Origin of the sequence: Pseudomonas sp. PDM13 (genome assembly GCF_025685765.1) — a bacterium.
GTDB lineage: Bacteria > Pseudomonadota > Gammaproteobacteria > Pseudomonadales > Pseudomonadaceae > Metapseudomonas > Metapseudomonas solani.
In genome coordinates, this window is sequence record NZ_JAOTQU010000003.1 from 282086 (window position 1) to 305378 (window position 23293).

22 protein-coding genes are annotated in these 23293 nt (G+C 62.2%); 13 read left to right on the forward strand and 9 right to left on the reverse strand.

Going from position 1 to position 23293, the window contains the following annotated elements:
* Positions 1–28 precede the first annotated feature (28 nt).
* Both pgeF and rluD read right to left on the reverse strand, forming a co-directional pair.
* Positions 29–754 (reverse strand): peptidoglycan editing factor PgeF, encoded by a 726-nt coding sequence (gene pgeF, locus OEJ36_RS05105; RefSeq protein WP_263400605.1) that lies wholly within the window; start codon positions 752–754, stop codon positions 29–31.
* Complete coding sequence (rluD, locus tag OEJ36_RS05110; RefSeq protein ID WP_411860965.1) at positions 754–1725, reverse strand: 23S rRNA pseudouridine(1911/1915/1917) synthase RluD; 972 nt, start codon at positions 1723–1725, stop codon at positions 754–756. Before rluD ends, pgeF begins: the two co-directional genes overlap by 1 nt.
* Before the next feature lie 148 nt (positions 1726–1873).
* Here rluD and OEJ36_RS05115 point away from each other — a divergent pair, with 148 nt between their 5' ends.
* From OEJ36_RS05115 to OEJ36_RS05130, 4 genes are all read left to right on the forward strand, one after another.
* Positions 1874–2893: an outer membrane protein assembly factor BamD gene (locus OEJ36_RS05115; RefSeq protein ID WP_263400606.1), complete on the forward strand. Its 1020-nt coding sequence runs from the start codon at positions 1874–1876 to the stop codon at positions 2891–2893.
* A 182-nt stretch (positions 2894–3075) separates the two neighbouring features.
* Positions 3076–3312, forward strand: coding sequence for a PP0621 family protein (locus OEJ36_RS05120; RefSeq protein WP_021219358.1), 237 nt, complete (start codon positions 3076–3078; stop codon positions 3310–3312).
* On the forward strand, positions 3302–4894 hold the full coding sequence (locus OEJ36_RS05125) for a sensor histidine kinase (protein WP_263400607.1): 1593 nt from the start codon (positions 3302–3304) through the stop codon (positions 4892–4894). The genes OEJ36_RS05120 and OEJ36_RS05125 overlap by 11 nt, the downstream gene beginning before the upstream one ends.
* A 2-nt stretch (positions 4895–4896) precedes the next feature.
* A complete protein-coding gene (locus OEJ36_RS05130; RefSeq protein ID WP_263400608.1) occupies positions 4897–6231 on the forward strand; it encodes a sigma-54-dependent transcriptional regulator in 1335 nt (444 codons plus the stop codon).
* Positions 6232–6243: 12 nt separating this feature from the next.
* Here OEJ36_RS05130 and thiO read toward each other — a convergent pair whose 3' ends face one another.
* On the reverse strand, positions 6244–7350 hold the full coding sequence (gene thiO / locus OEJ36_RS05135) for a glycine oxidase ThiO (RefSeq protein ID WP_263400609.1): 1107 nt from the start codon (positions 7348–7350) through the stop codon (positions 6244–6246).
* A 71-nt stretch (positions 7351–7421) separates the two neighbouring features.
* On the opposite strand from thiO, the gene OEJ36_RS05140 reads away from it, so the two are divergent.
* The 8 genes from OEJ36_RS05140 (at position 7422) to OEJ36_RS05180 (ending at position 15280) form a co-directional block, all read left to right on the forward strand.
* Positions 7422–7964: a GspH/FimT family protein gene (locus OEJ36_RS05140; protein ID WP_263400610.1), complete on the forward strand. Its 543-nt coding sequence runs from the start codon at positions 7422–7424 to the stop codon at positions 7962–7964.
* A gap of 124 nt (positions 7965–8088) precedes the next feature.
* The gene (locus tag OEJ36_RS05145; protein ID WP_263400611.1) at positions 8089–8607 is read left to right on the forward strand and encodes a GspH/FimT family pseudopilin; all 519 of its coding nucleotides are present in this window, start codon (positions 8089–8091) and stop codon (positions 8605–8607) included.
* A gap of 15 nt (positions 8608–8622) precedes the next feature.
* Positions 8623–9201, forward strand: coding sequence for a type IV pilus modification protein PilV (gene pilV, locus OEJ36_RS05150; protein WP_263400612.1), 579 nt, complete (start codon positions 8623–8625; stop codon positions 9199–9201).
* The gene (locus OEJ36_RS05155) at positions 9198–9980 is read left to right on the forward strand and encodes a PilW family protein (RefSeq protein WP_263400613.1); all 783 of its coding nucleotides are present in this window, start codon (positions 9198–9200) and stop codon (positions 9978–9980) included. The genes pilV and OEJ36_RS05155 overlap by 4 nt, the downstream gene beginning before the upstream one ends.
* A 7-nt stretch (positions 9981–9987) precedes the next feature.
* A complete protein-coding gene (locus tag OEJ36_RS05160) occupies positions 9988–10509 on the forward strand; it encodes a PilX N-terminal domain-containing pilus assembly protein (RefSeq protein WP_263400614.1) in 522 nt (173 codons plus the stop codon).
* Between the two features lie 6 nt (positions 10510–10515).
* Positions 10516–10863 (forward strand): hypothetical protein, encoded by a 348-nt coding sequence (locus OEJ36_RS05165; protein ID WP_263400615.1) that lies wholly within the window; start codon positions 10516–10518, stop codon positions 10861–10863.
* A complete protein-coding gene (locus OEJ36_RS05170; protein WP_263400616.1) occupies positions 10860–14828 on the forward strand; it encodes a pilus assembly protein in 3969 nt (1322 codons plus the stop codon). Before OEJ36_RS05165 ends, OEJ36_RS05170 begins: the two co-directional genes overlap by 4 nt.
* The gene (locus tag OEJ36_RS05180) at positions 14825–15280 is read left to right on the forward strand and encodes a type IV pilin protein (RefSeq protein ID WP_279802526.1); all 456 of its coding nucleotides are present in this window, start codon (positions 14825–14827) and stop codon (positions 15278–15280) included. The genes OEJ36_RS05170 and OEJ36_RS05180 overlap by 4 nt, the downstream gene beginning before the upstream one ends.
* Positions 15281–15353: 73 nt before the next feature.
* Here the strand turns inward: OEJ36_RS05180 and ispH are convergent, their stop codons facing one another.
* The 6 genes from ispH to murJ form a co-directional block, all read right to left on the reverse strand.
* Positions 15354–16301, reverse strand: a complete 948-nt coding sequence (ispH, locus tag OEJ36_RS05185; protein WP_263400617.1) for a 4-hydroxy-3-methylbut-2-enyl diphosphate reductase — start codon at positions 16299–16301, stop codon at positions 15354–15356.
* Between the two features lie 49 nt (positions 16302–16350).
* Complete coding sequence (locus tag OEJ36_RS05190) at positions 16351–16803, reverse strand: peptidylprolyl isomerase (protein WP_263400618.1); 453 nt, start codon at positions 16801–16803, stop codon at positions 16351–16353.
* A complete protein-coding gene (lspA, locus tag OEJ36_RS05195; protein WP_263400619.1) occupies positions 16796–17302 on the reverse strand; it encodes a signal peptidase II in 507 nt (168 codons plus the stop codon). The genes OEJ36_RS05190 and lspA overlap by 8 nt, the downstream gene beginning before the upstream one ends.
* Positions 17295–20126 (reverse strand): isoleucine--tRNA ligase, encoded by a 2832-nt coding sequence (ileS, locus tag OEJ36_RS05200; protein WP_263400620.1) that lies wholly within the window; start codon positions 20124–20126, stop codon positions 17295–17297. Before ileS ends, lspA begins: the two co-directional genes overlap by 8 nt.
* 15 nt (positions 20127–20141) lie before the next feature.
* Positions 20142–21080 carry a bifunctional riboflavin kinase/FAD synthetase gene (gene ribF / locus OEJ36_RS05205; RefSeq protein ID WP_021219373.1) on the reverse strand — a complete coding sequence of 313 codons (939 nt, stop codon included), beginning with the start codon at positions 21078–21080 and terminating at the stop codon, positions 20142–20144.
* A gap of 108 nt (positions 21081–21188) precedes the next feature.
* Positions 21189–22724: a murein biosynthesis integral membrane protein MurJ gene (murJ, locus tag OEJ36_RS05210; protein WP_263400621.1), complete on the reverse strand. Its 1536-nt coding sequence runs from the start codon at positions 22722–22724 to the stop codon at positions 21189–21191.
* Between the two features lie 262 nt (positions 22725–22986).
* On the opposite strand from murJ, the gene rpsT reads away from it, so the two are divergent.
* Positions 22987–23262: a 30S ribosomal protein S20 gene (rpsT, locus tag OEJ36_RS05215; protein ID WP_031287647.1), complete on the forward strand. Its 276-nt coding sequence runs from the start codon at positions 22987–22989 to the stop codon at positions 23260–23262.
* Positions 23263–23293: the final 31 nt, after the last annotated feature.

Below are 23293 nucleotides of genomic sequence, written 5' to 3' on the forward strand. Positions count from 1 at the left end.
CGGTGCAGCGTTCAACTGAGGGGAAAAGTCAGTCGGCGAGCCAGACGAGGCTGGCAAATCGCCCGGTGCGCGAGGCACGGCGGTAGGAGAAGAAACGCGGGTCGTTGACGGTACAGAAGCCGCCACCGTAAACGGCGGTGACGCCCCGTGCAGCGAGACGGATGCGCGCCAGGGCGTAGATATCGGCGATCAGCCGGCCTGGGTTGTGGCTCGGGCGGAAGGCCGATTCGGCTTGCGGGTGCTGGGCGATGAAGGCGTCGCGAACTTCCGGCCCAACCTCGAAGGCATCGACGCCGATGGCCGGGCCGAGCCAGACCAGCACCTGGTCCGCCGGGCGGTCCAGGGCATCCAGGGTCGCTTCGAGCACGCCATTGGCCAGCCCGCGCCAACCGGCGTGGGCCGCCGCGACACGGGTACCGGCGCGATCGCAGAACAGGGCGGGCAGACAATCGGCGGTCATCACCAGGCTGGCGATGCCGGGCGTCGAGCTCCAGCTGGCATCGGCCACCTCGACACAGGTCGGATCGGCCTCGACCACACGCACGCCGTGGACCTGACTGAGCCAGGCGGGCTGGCATCCAAGCGTCTCGACCAGGCGCTGGCGATTGCGGGCCACCGCAGCGGGAGCGTCATCGACGTGGTCGCCCAGATTGAAGCTGTCGAAGGGGACCTCGCTGAAGCCCCCGGCACGGGTGGTGACGCAGGCACGGACCCGCTCGGGAGCGGGCCAGTCAGGCGTCAGCCAGTCGTTCATCAGTTGAAGGACTCGTGGTCCTGGCGCAGCAGGGTGAGCAGCCAGACCATATCGTCAGGCAGCGGCGACTCCCACTTCATCCGCACGCCGGTCACCGGGTGATCCAGCTCGAGGAAGCGGGCATGCAGGGCCTGGCGGGGGAAGTCCTTGAGGGTCTGGACCAGCGTCTGGCTGGCTGCCGGGGGAATGCGGAAGCGCCCGCCGTAGACGGGGTCGCCCACCAGCGGAAAATTCACATAGGACATGTGCACACGGATCTGGTGCGTGCGCCCGGTTTCCAGCTTGACCCGGGCATGGGTGTGCGAGCGGAAACGCTCCAGCACACGGTAATGACTGACCGCCGGTTTGCCGCCGGCCACCACGCCCATGCGCTGGCGCTGCTGGGAGCTACGACCGATGGGGGCATCGACCTTGCCGCCGGCGGTGATCACGCCGACCACGACGGCCTCGTAGATGCGGCTGACGGTACGGGCCTGGAGCTGCGCCACCAGCTTGGTGTGGGCTTCCAGGGTCTTGGCCACCACCATCAGGCCGGTGGTGTCCTTGTCCAGGCGGTGCACGATGCCGGCACGGGGCACGTTGGCCAGGTCCGGCACATGGTGCAGCAAGGCATTGAGCAGGGTGCCGTCGGCATGCCCGGCAGCGGGGTGGACCACCAGCCCGGCGGGCTTGTCCAGCACCAGCAACTGGTCATCCTCGTAGACGATGTTCAGCGCGATGTCCTGGGCGACCCACTCACCCTGGGACTCCTGCTCGGCGTTGAGCTCCAGCACGGCACCGCTATAAACAGTGTCACGCGGTCGCAGCACCTGGCCGTCGACCGTGAGCAGGCCGTCCTTGATCCAGGCGGCCAGGCGCGAACGCGAATGCTCGTCGAAGAGCTGTGCAGCGACCTGATCGAGACGTTGCCCGCCCAGTTCGGACGGCACCTCGGCGCTGAGTTGGATGACCTGCTTGATAATTGGGGACATGCTCGGAAACGGCGGGGGCGCAGCCTTTGGTTTCGGCCACGCGCTTGTGGTTAAATACGGCGTCTTTGTCCTGGGGGAGCCCAGGGCGCCCATCATAACAGGACGGCTCCGCCCAAGACAGCCAGCCGTCACAGGGACGCAAGCCGCTATGCAAGTGAAACACCTGCTGCTGATCGCTATTCTCGCCCTAACCGCCGCCTGCTCCTCCAAAGAGGTGGTAGACGAGAACCTGAGCGAGTCCGAGCTGTACCAGCAGGCTCAGGCCGATCTGGACAACAAGAGCTATACCAGCGCCGTATCCAAGCTCAAGGCCCTCGAGTCCCGCTATCCGTTCGGTCGTTATGCCGAGCAAGCCCAGCTGGAACTGATCTACGCCTACTACAAGAACGTCGAGCCCGAGGCCTCCAAATCCGCTGCCGAGCGTTTCATTCGCCTGCACCCGCAGCATGCCAACGTCGACTACGCCTATTACCTGAAGGGCCTGGCCTCCTTCGACCAGGACCGTGGCCTGCTCGCCCGCTTCCTGCCGCTGGACATGACCAAGCGCGACCCGGGCGCTGCCCGCGACTCCTATAACGAGTTCGCCCAGCTGACCACCCGCTACCCGCACAGCCGCTACGCGCCGGACGCCAAGCAGCGCATGATCTACCTGCGCAACCTGCTGGCCGCGTACGAGATCCACGTCGCTCACTACTACCTGACCCGCCAGGCCTATGTCGCCGCCGCCAACCGTGGCCGCTACGTGGTGGAAAACTTCCAGGAAACCCCGGCCGTCGGTGATGGCCTGGCCGTGATGGTCGAGGCTTACCAGCGCCTGAGCCTGAACGACCTGGCAGCCACCAGCCTGGAAACCCTGAAGCTCAACTACCCGGACCACCCGAACCTGGTCGACGGCCAGTTCGTGCCCCGCGAAGAAGAAGCCGACAACCGCTCCTGGCTGGCCAAGGCCACCCTCGGCCTGATCGAGAGCGAGCCGCCGCTGCCGCCGGGCGAAACCCGCGCCAACCAGGACGTGATCAAGCAGTACGAAGACGCCCAGGAAGAAATCCCGGACGAGCTCAAGCCCGAGAACCAACAGGAAGTGCAGGAAGAACAGCACGAAGCCGAAGCCAACAACAGTGGCGACCGCTCCTGGTTCAGCTACATGACCTTCGGCGTTTTCGACTGAGAACGACCGCAATGTAAAGAAGAGGCCTGCGGGCCTCTTTTTTTGCCCGCACGAAACGTGCTCGTCCCTGTTTTTGCGCCTGGCCAGGGGACCTGATGCACAGCTCGCGCCCTCCCCGCTGGGCGCCGACCATCGGCTTGGCTAAACTGCGCTCCTTTCAATGACAAGTGAGCTCGACTGGGATGGTCCGCCTGCTGTTCTGGATTGTTGTGATCTTCGCCGCCGTCTGGGTCTGGCGCCGCATGAAGACGCCACCGGCGCCGCGCCCGCAGAAGCCCGTGGACGAAACCGCCAGCCCGATGGTGCGCTGCACCCAGTGCGGCGTGCACGTGCCCCAGGCCAACGCGTTGGCCAACGGCGAGCGCTGGTACTGCAGCCGCGCGCACCTGGAACAGGACACCTCCAGCGGTGAGCGCTGAAGCCCCCGCGCTGGGCAGCCAGCCGGCACGCCGCATCTTCCGCCTCTACAACATCTACCGCCTGCTCATCGGCCTGGCACTGGTGGGCCTGATCTCCAGCGAGCTGGACAGCGAACTGCTCGACCTGGCCCGCGCCCAGCTGTTCCGCAATGCCTGCTGGTTCTACCTGCTGCTGAACATCATCATCGCGCTGATGGTCCGCCATCCGAAGCACATGCTGCAGGTCTTCAGCCTGGCGCTGGTGGACGTGATCCTGCTGTCCTGCCTGTTCTATGCAGCGGGCGGCACGCCTAGCGGTATCGGCAACCTGGTGATAGTCGCGGTAGCCATCGCCAACATCCTGCTGCGCGGCCGGGTCGGCCTGCTGATCGCCGCCGTCGCCGCCATCGGCATGATCTACCTGACCTTCTACCTCAGCCTCAGCCGCCCGGAGGCCGCCAGCCAGTATGTGCAGGCCGGCGCCCTGGGTGCCTTGTGCTTCGCCGCCGCCCTCTTCGTACAGGGCATCAGCAAGCGCCTGCAACTGAGCGAAACCCTGGCCGAGAAACGTGCCGCCGACGTCGCCAACCTGGAAGCGCTCAACGCCCTGATCCTGCAGCGCATGCGCACCGGCATCCTGGTGCTCGACCCCCAGCACCGCGTGCTCCTGGCCAATCAGGGTGCGCTGACGCTACTCGGTCGCGAAGATCTGGCCGGCAAGGTCCTCGACCCGCAAAGCCCGGAGCTGGTGAAACGCCTGCAACAGTGGCTGGACAACCCCACACTGCGCCCTCAGAGCCTTCAGGCGGTGGCCGAGGGCCCGGTGCTGCAACCGAGCTTCGTTTCCCTGCAACGGGGCGAACAGCGGGACACCCTGGTGTTCCTCGACGACATCTCGCAGATCGCCCAACAGGCCCAGCAGCTCAAGCTCGCCTCCCTGGGTCGCCTGACCGCCGGCATCGCCCATGAAATCCGCAACCCGCTGGGCGCCATCAGCCACGCGGCGCAGCTGCTGCAGGAGTCCGAGGAGCTGACCGGCCCGGACCAGCGCCTGGCGCAGATCATCCAGGACCAGTCGCGACGCATGAACCTGGTGATCGAGAACGTCCTGCAACTCTCCCGCCGCCGCCAGGCGGAACCGCAACTGCTCGACCTGAAGTACTGGCTGCACCGCTTCGCCAGCGAGTTCCGCAACGCCTCCGGCCCGGGCCAGACGCTGCACATCGAGACCAACAGCGGCACCATCCAGACCCGCATGGACCCGCACCAACTCACCCAGGTACTGACCAACCTGGTACAGAACGGCCTGCGCTACAGTTCACAGAAGAACAAGGTAGGACAGGTCTGGCTGAAGCTGTTCCGCGACCCGGAAAGCGACTTGCCCGTTCTGGAAGTGATGGATGACGGCGCCGGCGTTCCCGCCGAGCAGGTGCAGCACATCTTCGAGCCCTTCTACACCACCGAGAACAAGGGCACCGGGCTTGGCCTGTACATCTCGCGGGAGCTGTGCGAGAGCAATCAGGCCCGTCTCGACTACAGGACCCGCGAAACCGGAGGCAGCTGCTTTCGCATAACCTTTGCCCACCCGCGCAAATTGAGCTGACCATGACCAGACAGAAAGCACTCATCGTCGATGACGAGCCCGATATCCGCGAACTGCTGGAGATCACCCTCGGCCGGATGAAGCTGGATACCCGCAGTGCCCGCAACGTGAAAGAGGCCCGCGAGCTCCTGGCCGCCGAACCCTTCGACCTGTGCCTCACCGACATGCGCCTGCCCGACGGCACCGGCCTCGACCTCGTTCAGCACATCCAGCAACGCCACCCTCAGGTGCCCGTTGCCATGATCACCGCGTACGGCAGCCTGGACACGGCCGTCAACGCCCTGAAGGCTGGCGCCTTCGACTTCCTCACCAAACCGGTGGACCTCGGCCGGCTCCGCGAACTGGTGGCCGCCGCCTTGCGCCTGCGCACCAGCGGCAACGGCGAAACACCGATGGACAACCGCCTGCTCGGCGACTCTCCGCCGATGAAGTCACTGCGCAACCAGATCCAGAAGCTCGCCCGCAGCCAGGCCCCCGTGTACATCAGCGGCGAATCCGGCAGCGGCAAGGAGCTGGTGGCCCGCATGATCCACGAGCAGGGCCCGCGCCATGAAGACCCCTTCGTACCGGTCAACTGCGGCGCCATCCCGTCGGAGTTGATGGAAAGCGAGTTCTTCGGCCACAAGAAAGGCAGCTTCACCGGCGCCATCGAAGACAAGATCGGCCTGTTCCAGGCCGCCCACGGCGGCACCCTGTTCCTCGATGAAGTCGCCGACCTGCCCCTGCCCATGCAGGTGAAGCTGCTGCGCGCCATCCAGGAAAAGGCCATCCGCACCATCGGCGGCCAGCAGGAAGTGGTGGTGGATGTGCGCATCCTCAGCGCCACCCACAAGGACCTGGCCGCAGAGGTGGCTGCAGGACGCTTCCGTCAGGACCTCTATTACCGCCTGAATGTCATCGAACTCAGCGTCCCGCCGCTGCGCGAGCGCCGCGAGGACATCCCGCAACTGGCCGACGTCATGCTCAAGCGCCTGGCAGCGGACAGCAGCGCTGCGGCCAGCATCACCCGCGACGCGATGGAGAAGCTCAAGAGCTACCGCTTCCCCGGCAACGTCCGCGAACTGGAGAACATGCTGGAGCGGGCCTACACGCTGTGTGAGAACGACCAGATCCAGCCCGAGGACCTGCGCCTGACGGATGCACCGGCAGCTTCCGAAAACGGCGAAGCCGACCTCGCGCAGATCGACAATCTCGAGGACTACCTGGAAGAGGTGGAGCGCAAGCTGATCATGCAGGCGCTCGAGGAGACCCGCTGGAACCGCACCGCCGCGGCCCAACGCCTGGGCCTGACCTTCCGCTCGATGCGCTACCGCCTGAAGAAACTGGGGATCGACTGATCCCCAGGCCGATCAGGCCAGCGGCTTCAAGCGCGCCGATGGCGCATAGGGCGCCGGGTCGACAATGGGCTCACGCCCGAGCATGAGGTCGGTCAGCAGCCGGCATGACGCAGGCGCCAACACCAGGCCGTTGCGGTAATGGCCGCAGTTCAACCAGAGCCCATCGAACCCCGGGACCGGCCCGATAAAGGGAATGCCATCCGGCGAGCCCGGACGTAGCCCCGCCCAATGCCCCACCACCTCGGCATCCGCAAGGGCTGGCAGCATCTCGATCGCCGATGCCCTCAAGCTCTCCAGCGCCGACTCGGTCGGCGTCTTGTCGAAGCCTTCGTGTTCCAGGGTGCTGCCCACCAGGATGTGGCCATCACGCCGCGGAATCGCATAACGCCCCTTGGCCAGCACCATGCTCGGCAGGAAGTCCTCTGCGCACTTGAACAGGATCATCTGCCCCTTCACCGGCTCCACCGGCAGATCGAGTCCCAGCGTCGCCAGGAGTTCACCACTCCAGGCCCCCGCACAAAGCACCACGCGATCAGCGCGAATCCCTCCCTGAGCAGTCCGCACACCGACGACCCGCCCTTCCTCCTGGATGAAACCATCGACGGCGCAATCTTCCTGAAGCGTGACGTTAGGCAGTCGAAGCAGGGCTTCGCGCAGAGCGCGAGTCAGGCGCGGGTTGCGGACGTTGGCGACGTCGGCCATGTGGATGGCGGTGGAATAGCCCTCGGCCAACGGAGGAACAGCCGCCTTGACCGAGCTGATCGCCACGCGAGAAACCGGGCGATTGCGCTCTGCGGCCCACGCTAAAGCCTGCGCCTCATCGTCCAGATCGAGCCAATAGAGCCCCGTCGAATGCAGCTCAGGATCAACCCCAGTGCGCAAGAGCAATTGCCGAACCAACTGCGGATAATAGCTCTGAGACCAATGCGACAGTGCCGTAACCGCTGAGCTGTAACGCCACGGATATAGAGGTGAAACTATACCCCCTCCGGCCCAGGAGGCCTCTCGCCCAACACTTTTGCGTTCAATCAAAACCAGACGGTCCACATGCTCTGCCAACTGTAGAGCACTCAACAAACCAACCGCCCCCGCACCGACCACACACAGACTTGTCACCATTGCCCTCCTAACCCAAGCCATTGCACCGCTGTTGATGGTGGCGCGTTCGAGTTCACAGGGAGCGGATAGTCATGGAGATGAGGAAGAACTACAACAGGTCAGATGGCTTCAGCCTGCTGGAATTGCTGATAACACTGCTGCTACTGAGCGTGCTCTTCAGCCTGGCGATACCTCCTATGGCTGCATTCAAGGCACGCCAGGAGCTCAATTCGTTTCAACAGGACTTAACCAGACTCATACAGCATGCTCGTCATCATGCTCTCCTCAACAAAACCCGAGTAAGCATCTGCACCACCGATCACACGGGAAAATGCTCGACCCTCGAGTACGGCACTCTGACCAGCTTCATCGACGAAAAGGGGCGCCGCATGCTCAAGGACGACACCGACATTCTGATGAGGCTTGACATACCCGGCAGCCTGAAAATCCAGTGGCGCGGAATGAGGCCTCGCAGTTCACTTCACTTCAGCCCATACGGCATGACATTCGTGAGCAACGGCACCTTCACGCTCTGTCATCGCAAACCCAATGCCCATCACTTGAAAACCGTCATCAGTCTGCAGGGGCGAATACGGTCAAGCCGCATTCCTGCTCAATGCCCTCGTGATAGCTGAGCCGATCCTGCTGCGGGACGCCATGTACCGTTCACGCTTCGTTTCACGCCTGCCATCCAGCCAAAATTGTTTCGCCCGTGTCGTTACAAGAAACTGCACTCAATAGTGCGCCTAGAGGCCCGTGATGCAGAACAGTAAAGGATTTACCCTGATAGAACTGATGGTGACCATTTTGCTCTTGGCGATAGTCACATCCCTCGCCGCGCCGGCAATGGGGGGGTTCGTTCTCAGGCAGCGGGTCAGCGGGCAGGCCTCGGACTTCACCCTCGCCCTGGCCCTGGCAAGATCGGAAGCGGTGAAGATCAACGCAAGCGTATCCGTCGTGCCGATGACCAGCTCCAACTCTGGCTGGAGCGACGGCTGGTGCGTAGGCCCCACCAGCATCAGTGACTGCTCCGACAGCGCAGTTGTCCGTAAATTTGCTGCTGCTGAAGCGGTAACCGTCACCAGTGCCAATCTGGCCTCTCCTCCACGTATCACCTTTCTGCGCGACGGAACCCGTGGAGCTGCGACGGGCACGCCGGCAATCAAGGTTTCCTCTGACCGACTCAACGCCACAGGTGAAGACGCTCGCTGCGTGCGGGTGAACCCGCAAGGACGTGCAGAAATCGTGAAGATCATCAAATCAGCCACATGCAACTGAATGCAGGAATCCCGGATGAGAAGCTTTTCAGTTAAACAATTGGGGACCTCATTGATCGAGGTGCTGGTTACCCTTGTGATCTTTACCGTAGGTCTGCTCGGCCTGGCCGCACTGCAACTCAATGCCCTGCAGGGCACTTCGGACAGTGCCCAGCGCTCACAAGCCACCTCGGTGCTGCAGGATCTGGCCGAGCGCATTCGCGCCAACCCGTCCGGCTCAGCTGCCGATTATGCTGCCGCAGTGAACTGCGCCCAATTGCCGGCCACCATCTGCTCCGACTACTTCTCCCCCAGCACCAACGCCAAGGTCAACGCCACGAGTTGTACAGCGACCCAGATGGCTAAATTCGACAGTTGGGAAGCCAGTTGCAGCTACGCGGCGATCTCGACGTTCAATACCATCGACGCCCGCTTCAACAGCCGCGACTTCATTTCCCCGGCGTCCACCGCTTCGGTCATGACCATTACAAACTCCTCGAATGTCCTGAGCCTGAAATCGTCCTGGTTAAGCAAGTCAAACGCTCCCCAGGAACAAGGCAAGGAAACCAAGTCGGAAAAAGTACTCTCGGCAGAGCTCAAGGAACTTCGGAGATGAAGCCAGTAACCCTATTCAATCAGCGTGGCCTGAGTATCATCGAACTCATGGTCGCCTTGGTCCTGAGCCTGATCCTGCTGACGGGGGTCATTCAGGTTTTTCTGTCGACCAAACAAACCTATGCCACTAACGATGCCATGTCGCACCTGCAAGAGAACGGCCGCTTTGCGCTCGAGTTCATTGCAAGGAACGCACGGCTCGGTGGTTACACCAATCCCACGGAGTTAATCTCCCCCCCTCTTCCCGTGCAAGGCAAGAACTGCGGAGATGCATGCAGCCTGAACGGCAGCGGGGCAGACTCCGATACCCTGGCGATAGCCTTCCAACCCCCGAGAGACGAAGGTACCGGCCTGCACTACGACTGCGCGGGCGCATCGGTTGACGACGACAAAGTATTGGTAAACGTATTCAAGACACTCAACGGATCCCTCGTTTGCAGCTCCTATTACATTGGAACCACGACCGCCATCAGCAGCAATAAGCCGCTGGTAGAGGGGATTGATCGACTCCAGGTTCTTTACGGGGTCAACACAGCGGGAAAAGCCGACAGCGTTGATCAGTACATATCGGCGGATAGAGTCACCAGCTTGAACAAGTGGGATCAAGTTAGGGCAATAAGACTGGCCGTCCTGGCCAACTCCGTCACGCCGGTAAATCCGACCCCGCCTGCACGAAAATTTGCACTTCTTGACGCCACTCCAGTGTCATTTTCGAACGCAGAAGCCCGACTTGGCCGGCAGATCTTCACCACCACCATTCTTCTCAAGAACACCAACTGAGGCGACGATGTTGACTATCCCTGGGCATAACCAGCACGAGACAGGCGCCAGCTTGATTGTCGCTCTAATCTTCCTGCTCGTACTGACGATTGCTGGCATCACCGCCATGCGCTTTGCCACGATGGAAGAGCGCATGGCCAGCAATACGCAGTTCCGCACCGACGCCTATCAACTTACCCAGAGCGAAATCCGTGCACAGATGAAGGATTTCAGCGGCAGCGTCGCCAAGAGAGTGCCACTGCTCAATGCCAAGAACGCGAATGCTCATGGCCTGACTCAAGAACGCCTGCTCGAGCTGGCGCTGCCAAAAAGTAGCCGTGTGCCCGTCAACCTAACAGCCGTTATCTCGGATATCCGCGGTTCGTTCGCTGCAAACTCGGTCCGCTATCTGTCTGACAGTCCCTGCGAAGGTGGTTATAGCCTGGAGAAGTTCTCCTGCACTTACTACGAAATAAACACCAAGGCTGCCCTCAATGGCGGAGCGTCTTCCGACCAAGTCCAAGGTATCGTGTTTCGCACGAACAAGTGAGACCCCATGAAATATCTACTGTTCTTCATCACCCTTGTAATGACGTCCGCCCACGCTGACGAGACCGTCCCTGACAACTACTCGTTCGAAACCGTAGAGGCCGAGCGTCTCATCGTGAACTGGCAACCAACGGATACTCGCCTGGGCACCATGCTGGTCTATCGCTGTACAACCTGCGACCCCATCAAGATGTCGTTCTACCGGGACACTGAGTTTCGCCTCCAAGGAAAACTGGCCGATATCGCCGTCCTGAAGAACAAGGTCGACTGGAAAGGCCATATCAAGTTCACGGAAGAGAATCCTGAACGAATCATAAAAATCAATATCATCGAGCCGACAGAGGACAGCCAATGAAACGCACACGCAAACCTCTGCTTTTCGCCGGCGCGTTCTTTTACACGCTGTTCTCGCTGCAAAGTGCGCTGGCGGAAGATATTGAAATCTACGTAACGCGTGACCTCCCCGCGGACCAACGCGTACGCCCGAACATCTTGTTCATCATTGACTCCTCCGGCTCGATGGACACCAAGGTCAAGTCAACCAACAAGACGCGTATCCAAGTCGTCCAGTCCGTTACCAATAACCTGATCGACCAGCTCAAAGGCAACGGTGACGTAAACATCGGCTTCATGCGTTTCAACACCAGCGACGGCGGCAAGGTCATCAGCCCCATCTCGATCCTTAACAACAGCACGGCTGACGGGTTCAAGCAGACCGTCAACAACATCGGTGCAGATGACTGGACCCCCCTGCTGGAAACCTACTATGAGGCCTACCTCTATCTGACAGGAGGAACACCGGTCTGGGGGAAGAAAACCAGCGTCGCTTCGTCGATGGCCAACGGCAAATATATTTCGCCGATCACCCATAGCTGCCAGAAGACCAGCATCATCTACCTGACCGACGGCGAGCCCACTGAAGATATCGGCTCCAACGCTGACGTTCGCAAGCTCGTTGCCGGCAAGAACACCGCTCCGTGGGCTAGCACGAGTTGCGGTAATGGCCATGGCGTGTGCCTACCGCACCTCGCGCAATATCTCGCCAATCAGGATCTCTCCAGCTCCTACAGCGGCAAGCAGATCGCCAGTACTTACACCATCGGCTTTGCAACCGACCAGACGCTGTTGAGCAATACTGCAGCAGCGGGCAAAGGCAGCTACCAAACCACCGACAACGTGTCTGGCCTCACTGAGGCGATGAAATCCATCATCGTCGAGATCCTGGCCGAAAACACGACCTTCGCCACGCCCAGCGTGGCCGTGAGCGCCTACAACAACCTCGGTTTCCGCAACGATCTCTACTATGCGCTGTTCCGCCCGGCGGAAGGCGCTCGGTGGGTCGGGAACGTCAAACGCTACAAACTCGGCAAGAACAGCACGGGCGACAGCATCATTCTGGATGCGTCGGGAGCGGCAGCCGTCGACTCCACGACTGGCTTCTTCTCGGAGACATCGCGAAGCTTCTGGTCGACTGCCGCTGATGGCCGCGACGTAGAAAAAGGCGGGGTTGCCGCAAGACTGCCCGCCCCCACCAGCCGCAGTGTTTTCACCTGGACGGCTGCAGACAGGAGTCCGACCGCCAGCGCTGGCGTAACCGACAGCGCGGCGCTTCCCACCTTCTCGGATACGACCGCACTCACCAGCGCACTGCTAGGGGCTAGCTCCACCGCCGAAAGGACCAAATTCATCGAATGGGGCCGCGGATTCGATCCCGATAGCACGACGTCCCCGAAAGCAGCGAGGAAGCAGGTCGGCGACGTTTTGCACAACGAGCCCAAGCTGGTGGCCTACAAGACAGACGAGGACCTCGTCAGGGTAGCCAATTCCCAGAAGCCGACCAGCGACGCCGCCTATCAGGCCTCACCTGAACAGCTGTATATGTTCTTTGGGACCAATGAGGGCTTTATCCATGCGGTAGACCCATCAACAGGAGAAGAGAAGTTTGCCTTCATTCCGAAGGAACTGCTGCCGAACCTGGGGTACTACTACAAGAATGCCGAGGGTCTCGGAACCAAGAAATATGGCATGGATGGTCAGTTCAATCTGTGGACCGAATACTCGGCCCTGAACGCCACCACTCGCACCCGCGACATCACCAAGGCCTATCTCTATGCAGGCATGGGTCGGGGTGGTCGCAACTATTACGCCCTGGATGTCACGTCCATCACCGCGCCGAAGCTGAAATGGACGATCAAGGGTGGCGAAACCTCCGGCTTCGAGAAACTCGGGCAGAGCTGGTCCACACCGAAGCTCGCCAAAATCAAGCTGAACGGTACCGACAAGCAGGTGCTGATCTTTACTGGCGGCTATGACGTCAACCAGGACAACGACAACCCTAACACCCCGATCGATGACACCATCGGTAACCGCATCTTCATCGTGGATGCAGATACCGGGCAGTTGCTGTGGAGTGCTGGCAATACAGGAAGCACGCTCAACATCACCTCCATGACCAACAGCATTCCGGCTGACCCGGCCATCATCGACAGAAATGGTGACGGCTTCGCCGACATCATCTATGCAGCCGACACCCGCGGCCAGGTCTTCCGGGTCGATCTGAACAACGCCAACACTGGTGCATCGACGCTGGCGACTGGCGGTCGTATTGCGAGCTTCGGCGGGACCAATGCGCTCAACAACCGGCGCTTCTTCAATACCCCGGACGTGGCACTGGTTCGCGAGCGAGGCGGCAGAAGCTACTTCACCATTTCACTGGGCTCAGGCTATCGCGCCCACCCGCTTAACGAAAACACTGTCGATCGCTTCTATGTGATTCGCGACACCAGCGTTTCCGCACCACCGACGGCCTACACCACGCTGACGGAATCCGACCTTACGGACGTATCCAGCATCAACCTGACTGAAGCCGGAGCGGCGGAAATTCTGGCCTCCATCGCGACCAAAGAAGCCGCGATCAACTCGCTCAACAATGCAGCCAGCGCGGCACAGACAAACTTCAAGAACTACAAGGCAGGTATCAACTTCACCAGCAAGCAGACCGAAATGGTCGACACGGCAACAGAGGCCAACAACCGTCAGAAGCAGATTGATGCGATCTTCGACGCCGACCCCTACATCGCCGAACATGCTCCGGAAAGCACCAAGCAAAGTGCCTACCAGACCCAGATCGGGGCCATGCAGTCGCTGCTGAATGAACTGGTCCAGGGCAATGTGGACACCAGCGAACGTGCACGCCTGGTCGCTGCCTACAACAGTGTGCTTGCCACCCAATCCACCCTGGATTCACTGAACAGCCAGATTCTGGCCAAGGAACAGCAGATCATCGCAGCCCAAGTCGACCCGCAACCCGGCGTCGTGCAGGGCCTGGAAGCTGAACTGGCCACTCTGCGAAGCAACTACACAGCCAATGCGGCCTACACCAAGCGCGAACAGCAGAACCAGAGCGACCGGCTCAAGCAACTCATCACGGCAGTCAAGCAGAGCCAAAGCTCGCCGCCTCCTGCGCTGCATGATGCGATCACCAACCTGCTCGCCGAAACAGGCACAGGCACAGGCCAGGACGAAGCTGCTCTGCAGGCTCGCGACGAGGCAGCCAAGCAGGCGCAACTAAGCAACCAGGCCACCAACCAGACCAACAACACCACCCTGCTCAATACGCTAGAGGCGCAACGTGTGACGCTGGCTGGGAAGGTGAGTTCTCTTCAGGCGGAGCTGGATGCACTGGCGGCTACCCCTTACAGCAACAGCCCCACGCTGACGAATGCGCAGCTGACGGCTGCACGGGCCAAGTACGGCAACGGCATGACCATTTTCGATGCCTACCAGTATCTGATCGATGTGGCCCTGACCAATGCAGGTGATCAACTGCCAACCCTGAGACAGCAGATAAACGAGCTCTACGGTCAACTGACCCCGGGTGACAGCTATACGCCTAACCTCGAGCAATTGAACGCGAGCAAGGGCTGGTTCCTGCGCCTTCCAAAAGGCGAGAAAGTCCTGTCCAGTTCAGTTTCGTTCAATGGCGCGGTGCTGTTCAGCACCTTTAGCCCGCGAGGTTCCGCGGTGACTACCTGCGGTCCTGACGTTGGACGTGGCCGCTTCTTTGCACTCAACCTGACAGATGCGAGTGCCGTGTTTACCAAGCAGGTCAATGGTGTCGCTACGCCTACCCGCAGTTTCGACCTGGGCCGCAGCGGCATTCCGCCGAGCCCAACGGTCATCGTCGGGGACAGTGGATCGGACGGCTCGGACAACAATACCGTTTGTATTGGCACCGAATGTCCCAAACTTGAATGCGTTGAAGGTGGCCAGTTCTGTAATGCGCCTCCGATCAGTGCCAAATACTGGAGAGAAAATTGATTAAGCAAAGGGGCGTCACGCTAATTGAACTAATGGTGGTGATGGTGATAGTTGCGATCCTCGCCGGCATCGCCTATCCAAGCTATCAGAGCTATACCATCCGCTCAGGCAGGGCGGATGGGATGGCCAAACTGATGGAGATCATGCAAGCGCAGGAACGCTTCTACTCGCAGAACCAGAGCTACATCGCCGCCTTGGATGGTGACGCGTCGGCGAGCCCCCCTACGGGGCTCGGCTATGCAGCTACGCCGGTTCCAAGTGATGAGAAGCGCTACACGATCACCGCAGCTGCATGCGGTACGGCAGCAGCTGATGTAATTGCACGCTGCGTGACTCTTACGGCGGCACCGGCCGGACCGCAAACAAAGGACACGGAGTGCAAGAACCTCACGCTCAACAGCCGGGGAGAAAAAGGGATATCCGGAACGGGAAAAGTAGAATCGTGCTGGTAGCCCTGGACACGCCCCTGTATTGACGAACAATAAAAAAGCCCGGCATCGCCGGGCTTTTTTATGTCAGTCAGATTTATTTCACCTCAACGACGCGCAACTCCTTCGGCATCGAGAAGGTCACATTCTCCGGTCGGCCATCCAGCTCGACCGCAACCTCGGCGCCCCAGGCGCGCAGCTGTTCGATTACACCCTGCACCAGCACTTCCGGTGCAGAGGCACCGGCCGTAATGCCGACGCGGGTGATGCCTTCGAACCACTCCTGCTTCATGTCCTCGGCGCCGTCGATCAGGTAGGCCGGGGTGCCGATGCGTTCGGCGAGCTCGCGCAGGCGGTTGGAGTTGGAGCTGTTGGGGCTGCCGACCACCAGGACTACTTCACTCTCGTCGGCGAGCTGCTTGACCGCGTCCTGGCGGTTCTGGGTGGCGTAGCAGATGTCGTCCTTGCGCGGGCCACCGATGCTGGGGAACTTGCTGCGCAGGGCGTCGATGACGCGGCTGGTGTCGTCCATGGACAGGGTGGTCTGGGTGACGAAGGACAGCGCCTCGGGGTTGCGCACCACCAGGTTTTCGACGTCGGCTTCGTTTTCCACCAGGTAGATGGCGCCGCCGTTGCTGCCGTCGTACTGGCCCATGGTGCCTTCGACTTCCGGGTGCCCGGCATGGCCGATGAGCACGCATTCGCGGCCGTCACGGCTGTAGCGCGCAACTTCCATGTGCACCTTGGTCACCAGCGGGCAGGTGGCGTCGAAGACCTTCAGGCCGCGGCGGTCGGCTTCCTGGCGCACGGCCTGGGAGACGCCGTGGGCGCTGAAGATGACGATGACGTTGTCCGGCACCTGGTCCAGCTCCTCGACGAACACCGCACCGCGGGCGCGCAGGTCCTCGACCACGAACTTGTTGTGCACCACTTCATGACGCACGTAGATCGGCGGGCCGAACACTTCCAGCGCGCGGTTGACGATCTCGATGGCGCGATCGACGCCGGCGCAGAAGCCGCGGGGGTTGGCGAGTTTGATTTGCATGCTGTCTACCTCTTGGCCTTGCGGCCGCCCTCCCCTGCGGGAGCTGAAATCACGCCGGCTCGACTGCCAGAATCTCCACCTCGAAGCGCAGCGACTTGCCGGACAGCGGGTGGTTGAAGTCGATGGTCACATGGCTGTCATCGAAACTCTTCACCACGCCAGGCAACTCGGTGTTGGCGGCGTCATTGAAGATGATCAGCAGGCCTTCGGAGAGTTCCATGTCCTGGAACTGACTGCGCGGCATGACCTGCACGTTCTGCGAGTTCGGCTGGCCGAAGCCCTGCTCCGGCTCGATCGGCAGTACCCGCTTGTCACCGGCCTTGAGACCGAACAGCGCGCCCTCGAAACCCGGCAGCAGGTTGCCATCGCCGACCTTGAAGGTGGCCGGCTGGCGGTCGAAGGTGCTGTCGACGACATCACCGTTCTCCAGCTTGATGGCGAAATGCAGGGTGACCCGGGCATCCGGACCGATGCGCGACTCAGTGGCGAGAGACTCAGTCATGAGCGGGTTCTCCGGACTTCTTCGACTTGAACATATCCAGCGCCAGCATGATGGCGCCCAGGGTGATGGCGGTATCGGCCAGGTTGAACGCGGGGAAGTACCAGCGATCCTGCCAATGCACCAGGATGAAGTCGACCACGTGGCCAAGCACCACGCGGTCATAGAGGTTGCCCAGTGCGCCACCGAGGACCATGGCCAGCGCAATGGCCAGCCAGGTTTCGTCGGCCTTCAGGCGCTTGAGCCAGACCACCAGCACGCCGCTGACCACCAGGGCGATCAGGGCGAAGAACCAACGCTGCCAGCCGGAGCTGTCGGCGAGGAAGCTGAAGGCGGCACCGGTGTTGTAGACGTGAATCCAATCGAACCAACCGGGGATGACGGTGATCCGTTCGCGGAACGGAATCACATCCAGCACCACCCACTTGGAGCCCTGGTCCAGCACGAACACCAGTACGCTCAGCAGCAGCCAGCCGAGACGGCCAAAACGGGCCTCAGGCATAGTGGCGAACCTCACCAGCGCCTTCGATGTTCTCGACGCAACGACCACACAGCTCGGGATGCGCAGCGTTCACGCCGACATCCGCGCGGTGGTGCCAGCAACGGCCGCACTTGGCGTGGACGGACTTGAGGATCTTCAGCTTCAGGCCTGGCACTTCGGTTTCCACGGCATCGGCCGGTGCGGCTGCCAGGGGCTGCACATCGGCGGTGGAGGTGATCAGCACGAAACGCAGTTCGTTGCCCAGCTTGGCCAGCTTGGTGGCCAGGGAGTCCTCGGCGAAGACCGTGACCTCGGCCTGCAGGCTGCCGCCGATGGCCTTGGCGGTCCGCAGGTTCTCCAGCTCCTTGTTCACCGAAGCCTTGACCGCAACCACGTCTTCCCAGAAGGCGTTGCTCATCTCGAAGCCTTCCGGCAGCTCGCTCAGGCCCTGGTACCAGGTGTTGAGCATCACCGACTCACCACGCTCGCCCGGCATGAACTGCCAGACTTCCTCGGCGGTGAAGGCCAGGATCGGCGCGACCCAGCGCACCAACGCCTCGACGATGTGGAACAGCGCGGACTGGCAGGAACGACGCGCCAGGCTGTCGGCCTGGGTGGTGTACTGGCGGTCCTTGATGATGTCGAGATAGAAGCCGCCCAGTTCCTGCACGCAGAAGTTGTGCACGCGGGAGTAGACGTTCCAGAAGCGGTACTCGCCGTAGGCCTCTTCCAGCTCGCGCTGCAGCTGCAGGGTACGGTCCACGGCCCAGCGGTCCAAGGCCAGCATGTCTTCCACCGGCACCAGGTGCTGCGCCGGGTCGAAGCCCGAGAGGTTGGAAAGCATGAAGCGCGTGGTGTTGCGAATGCGGCGATAGGCATCGGCGCTGCGCTGCAGGATCTGCTGGGAAACGGCGATCTCGCCGGAATAGTCGGTGGACGCAACCCACAGGCGCAGGATGTCAGCACCCAGGGTGTCGATCACGGTCTGCGGCACCACGGTGTTGCCCAGGGACTTGGACATCTTGCGGCCGGACTCGTCGACGGTGAAGCCGTGGGTCAGCAGCGCGCGGTACGGCGGGTGGTTGTCGATGGCGCAACCGGTCAGCAGGGACGAATGGAACCAGCCGCGGTGCTGGTCCGAGCCTTCCAGGTACAGGTCGGCACGCGGGCCGGTGGCATGGCCCAGCGGGTGCGAGCCGCGCAGCACGTGCCAGTGGGTGGTGCCGGAGTCGAACCACACGTCCAGGGTGTCGCTGATCTTGTCGTACTGCGGGGCCTCGTCGCCCAGCAGCTCGGCGGCATCCAGCTTGAACCAGGCTTCGATGCCCTCCTGCTCGACGCGCTTGGCCACTTCCTCCATCAGCTCGACGGTGCGCGGGTGCAGCTCACCAGTGGCCTTGTGCAGGAAGAACGGAATCGGCACGCCCCAGTTGCGCTGGCGCGAGATGCACCAGTCCGGACGGCCGGCGATCATGTTGTGCAGGCGCGCCTGGCCCCAGACGGGTACGAACTCGGTCTGCTCGATACCGGCCAGCGCGCGCTCGCGCAAGGTGGCGCCTTCGTTGGGCTGCTTGTCCATGCCGACGAACCACTGCGCGGTAGCGCGGTAGATCAACGGGGTCTTGTGGCGCCAGCAGTGCATGTAGCTGTGGTTGATGCTTTCGTGCTTGAGCAGCGCACCAACCTCTTCCAGCTTGGCGACGATGGCCGGGTTGGCCTTCCAGATGAACTGGCCGCCGAAGAAGGGCAGGTCCTGGACGTAGACGCCATTGCTCTGCACCGGGCTGAGGATGTCGTCGTTGCTCATGCCGTAGTGCTTGCAGGAACGGAAGTCGTCCTCGCCATAGGCCGGGGCGGAGTGGACCACACCGGTGCCGGCGCCCAGCTCGACGTACTCGGCCAGGTAGACCGGCGACAGGCGCTCGTAGAACGGGTGGCGGAAGCGGATGTTCTCCAGCGCTTCGCCCTTGGCGGTGGCGATCACCTGGCCTTCGAGGCCGAAGCGCGCCAGGCAGGACTCCACCAGCTCTTCGGCCAGCAGCAGCAGGCGCGCGCCGGTATCGACCAGGGCGTAGTTGAATTCGGGGTGGACGTTCAGCGCCTGGTTGGCCGGGATGGTCCAGGGGGTGGTGGTCCAGATGACGATGGCGGCCGGCTTGGCCAGGCTCGACAGGCCGAAGGCGGCAGCCAGCTTGTCGGCGTCCTCGACCAGGAAGGCGACGTCGATGGCGTCGGACTTCTTGTCCTGGTACTCCACCTCGGCCTCGGCCAGGGCGGAACCGCAATCGAAGCACCAGTTGACCGGCTTCAGGCCCTTGAACACGAAGCCCTGCTTGACCATCTCGGCCAGGGCGCGGATCTCACCGGCCTCGTTGGCGAAGGCCATGGTCTTGTAGGGGTTGTCCCATTCGCCCAGCACGCCCAGGCGGATGAAGTCGGCCTTCTGCCCTTCGATCTGCTCGGCGGCGTAGGCGCGGCAGAGTTCGCGGGTCTTGTCGGCGGGCAGGTTCTTGCCGTGGGTGGTCTCGACCTTGTGCTCGATCGGCAGGCCGTGGCAATCCCAACCCGGCACGTACGGGGCATCGAAGCCCGCCAGGGTCTTGGAACGGACGATGATGTCCTTGAGGATCTTGTTGACCGCGTGACCGATGTGGATGCTGCCGTTGGCATAGGGCGGGCCATCGTGCAGGACGAACTTCGGGCGGCCCTCACCGATCTGGCGCAGCTTCTGATAGAGCCCAATGGAGTCCCAGCGCTGCAGGGTCTCCGGCTCACGCTGGGGAAGACCGGCCTTCATCGGAAATGCCGTTTCCGGCAGGTTGAGGGTCGCTTTGTAATCGGTCATGTCAGTCCAGGCTCATCATTGAATTGGGATGCCTTGCCAGTAGGCACGGGCTGCGGCGACGTCCGCGTCGATCGCCGACTTCAACGCCTCGAGGGAGGCGAAACGCTGCTCTTCACGCAGCTTGTGGTGGAAGGTCACGCTGATGCGCCGGTCATACAGATCGGCGGAGTAATCCAGCAGATGCACTTCCAGGTGGGCCTTGCCATCCCCCTTCACGGTGGGACGCACGCCGATGTTGGCAACGCCGGGGCGACGCTGGCCGTCCAGTTCGACGCTGACCAGAAAGACCCCGGAAAGGGGAACGCGCCGGCGCTTGAGCTGCACGTTGGCCGTGGGCGTGCCCAGTTGGCGTGCCAGCTTCTGCCCGTGCAGCACCCGCCCGGTGATGGAGAAGGGCCGGCCCAGCAGGCGCTCGGCCAGGGCGAAGTCGGCAGCGGCCAGGGCCTGGCGCACGCGCGTACTGCTCACCCGCACATCATCCAGCTCGACGGTGGCGGCAGCTTCCACGCTGAAGCCTTCGGCCGCACCGGCCATCTGCAGGAATGCGAAGTCGCCGGCGCGATCACAACCGAAGCGGAAGTCATCGCCCACTTCCAGATGCTTGACTCCAAGCCCCTCCACCAGCACCGCATGCACGAACTCGGCGGCGCTGAGTTCGCGCAGCCGGCGGTTGAAGGCCAGGCACAGTACGCGGTCGACGCCTTCGGCAGCCAGCAACTCCAGCTTGTCGCGTAGGCGGGTCAGGCGTACGGGGGCGGTATCGGGGCCGAAGAACTCACGGGGCTGCGGCTCGAAAATCACCACGCAGCTGGGCACGCCCAACTCGGCTGCGCGCTCGCGCAAGCGTTTGAGAATGGCTTGATGGCCACGGTGTACGCCGTCGAAATTGCCGATGGTGGCAACGCAACCCCCAAGTTGGGGCCGCAGGTTATGGAGGCCTCGGACCAGCTGCATAGCACACGTCTTGTTCACAAAGTGGCCGAATTATACGCACACCCGCAGCCAGACAACAGGCGCCGCTGACGGGCCGCGCCGATGCCCGATCAGGCGGCCCCGGGAAGCTCAGATCGCACGTCGGGCGAAGTGTCGCAGGCGGAAGCCGAGCAGCGCCAAGGTCGCGAAATAGCTCAGCGCCCCTGCCGTGACCAACCCACCCAGGCGCAACAGGCGCACCAGCATGTCGCCCTGGTCCCAGGCCGGCAGCAGCCACATGCCGCCCACCAGCACCGCCGCCATCAAGGTCACCGCCACCAGCAGCTTGATCAGGAACATCGGCCAACCGGGCTGCGGCTCGAACAGCTTCTGCCGGCGCAACTGCCAGAACAGCAGCGCGGCATTGAGGCAAGCGGCCAGGCCGATGGCCAATGCCAGCCCGGCGTGCTGCAGCGGGCCGATGAAGACGAGGTTCATCAGTTGCGTCGCAACCAGGGTGAACAGGGCGATGCGCACCGGCGTGCGCAGGTTCTGCCGGGCGTAGAAGCCAGGCGCCAGCACCTTGACCAGGATGATCCCCAGCAAGCCCGCCGAATAGGCGATCAGCGCACGCTGGGTCATCTCGGCGTCATGGGCGCTGAACTTGCCGTACTGGAACAGCGACACCGTCAGCGGCTCGGCGATCAGCGCCAGCGCCAGGGCACAGGGCAGCACCAGCAGGAAGCACAGGCGCAACCCCCAATCCAGCAGCTGCGAATAGGCCTGGCGATCATCGCTGGCATAGGTCTTGGCCAGCGACGGCAGCAGAATGGTGCCCAGGGCTACGCCCAGCACACCGGACGGCAGCTCCATCAGGCGGTCGGCGTAGTACATCCACGACACCGAGCCCGCCGCCAGGAAGGACGCGAAGATGGTGTTGATGATCAGCGAGATCTGGCTCACCGAAACGCCGAAGATCGCCGGCCCCATCTGCTTCAACACCCGCCAGACGCCGCTGTCCCGCAGATTCAGGCGCGGCAGCACGAGCATGCCGATGCGCTTCAGGTGCGGCAGCTGGTACAGCAGCTGCGCCAGGCCGCCAGCCAGGGTCGCCCAGCCCAGGGCCATTACCGGCGGGTCGAAATAGGGTGTCAGGAACAGCGCGAAGATGATCATCGCCACGTTCAACAGGGTCGGCACGAAGGCCGGCACGGCGAAGCGGTTCCAGGTGTTGAGCACCGCTCCGGCCAGGGACGAGAGGGAGATAAGGAAGATGTAGGGGAAGGTCACCCGCAGCAGCGAGGTGGTCAGTTCGAATTTTTCCGGCGTATCGGTGAAACCCGGCGCCGTGGCCCAGATCACCCATGGCGCGGCGAGTATGCCGATGGCCGTGACAATCGCCAGCACCAGCGTCAGCAAGCCGGATACATACGCCAGGAAGGTGCGGGTCGCCTCCTCCCCCTGCTGGTTCTTGTACTCCGCCAGGATCGGCACGAAGGCCTGGGAGAACGCGCCTTCGGCGAATATCCGACGCAGCAGGTTGGGCAGCTTGAAGGCAACGAAGAAGGCGTCGGTCGCCACGCCGGCGCCGAAGATGCGCGCCACGATGGTGTCGCGAACGAACCCGAGGACCCGCGAAAGCATGGTGATGGAACTGACGGCCGCCAGCGATTTGAGCAGGTTCATAAGGTCAGGCTGCTTGCATTCCGGGGTGAGCATGAAGGGTTTGCGCCCGGCGGGCGGGGCGGTAACCAGGCCAAACGCGCTGGTTTTCGGAGGCCGCGAGTGTAGAGCCGGTGCAGAAATAAATCACGCTGCCCGCCGATCTGAGGTACGCTCGTCGCCCCTTTGTAGGGAAGCCGTACCTGCCCTTGACATTGCTTCATCGCATCGGCATGATTCGCGGCCTTATTTGTTTGTATCCCCCCAGTTTTCGAGGAGCTTGACGGTGGCCAATACACCTTCTGCCAAAAAACGCGCAAAACAGGCTGAGAAGCGTCGTAGCCATAACGCCAGCCTGCGCTCCATGGTCCGTACCTACATCAAGAACGTCGTCAAGGCGATCGATGCCAAGGACCTGCCCAAGGCCCAGAACGCCTACACCCTGGCTGTTCCGGTAATCGACCGTATGGCCGACAAGGGCATCATCCACAAGAACAAAGCTGCTCGTCACAAGAGCCGCCTGAACGCCCACATCAAGGCGCTCGGCCAGGCTGCTGCCTAAGCTTTGCTTCTGATGGAAGACCGGCCCCAGG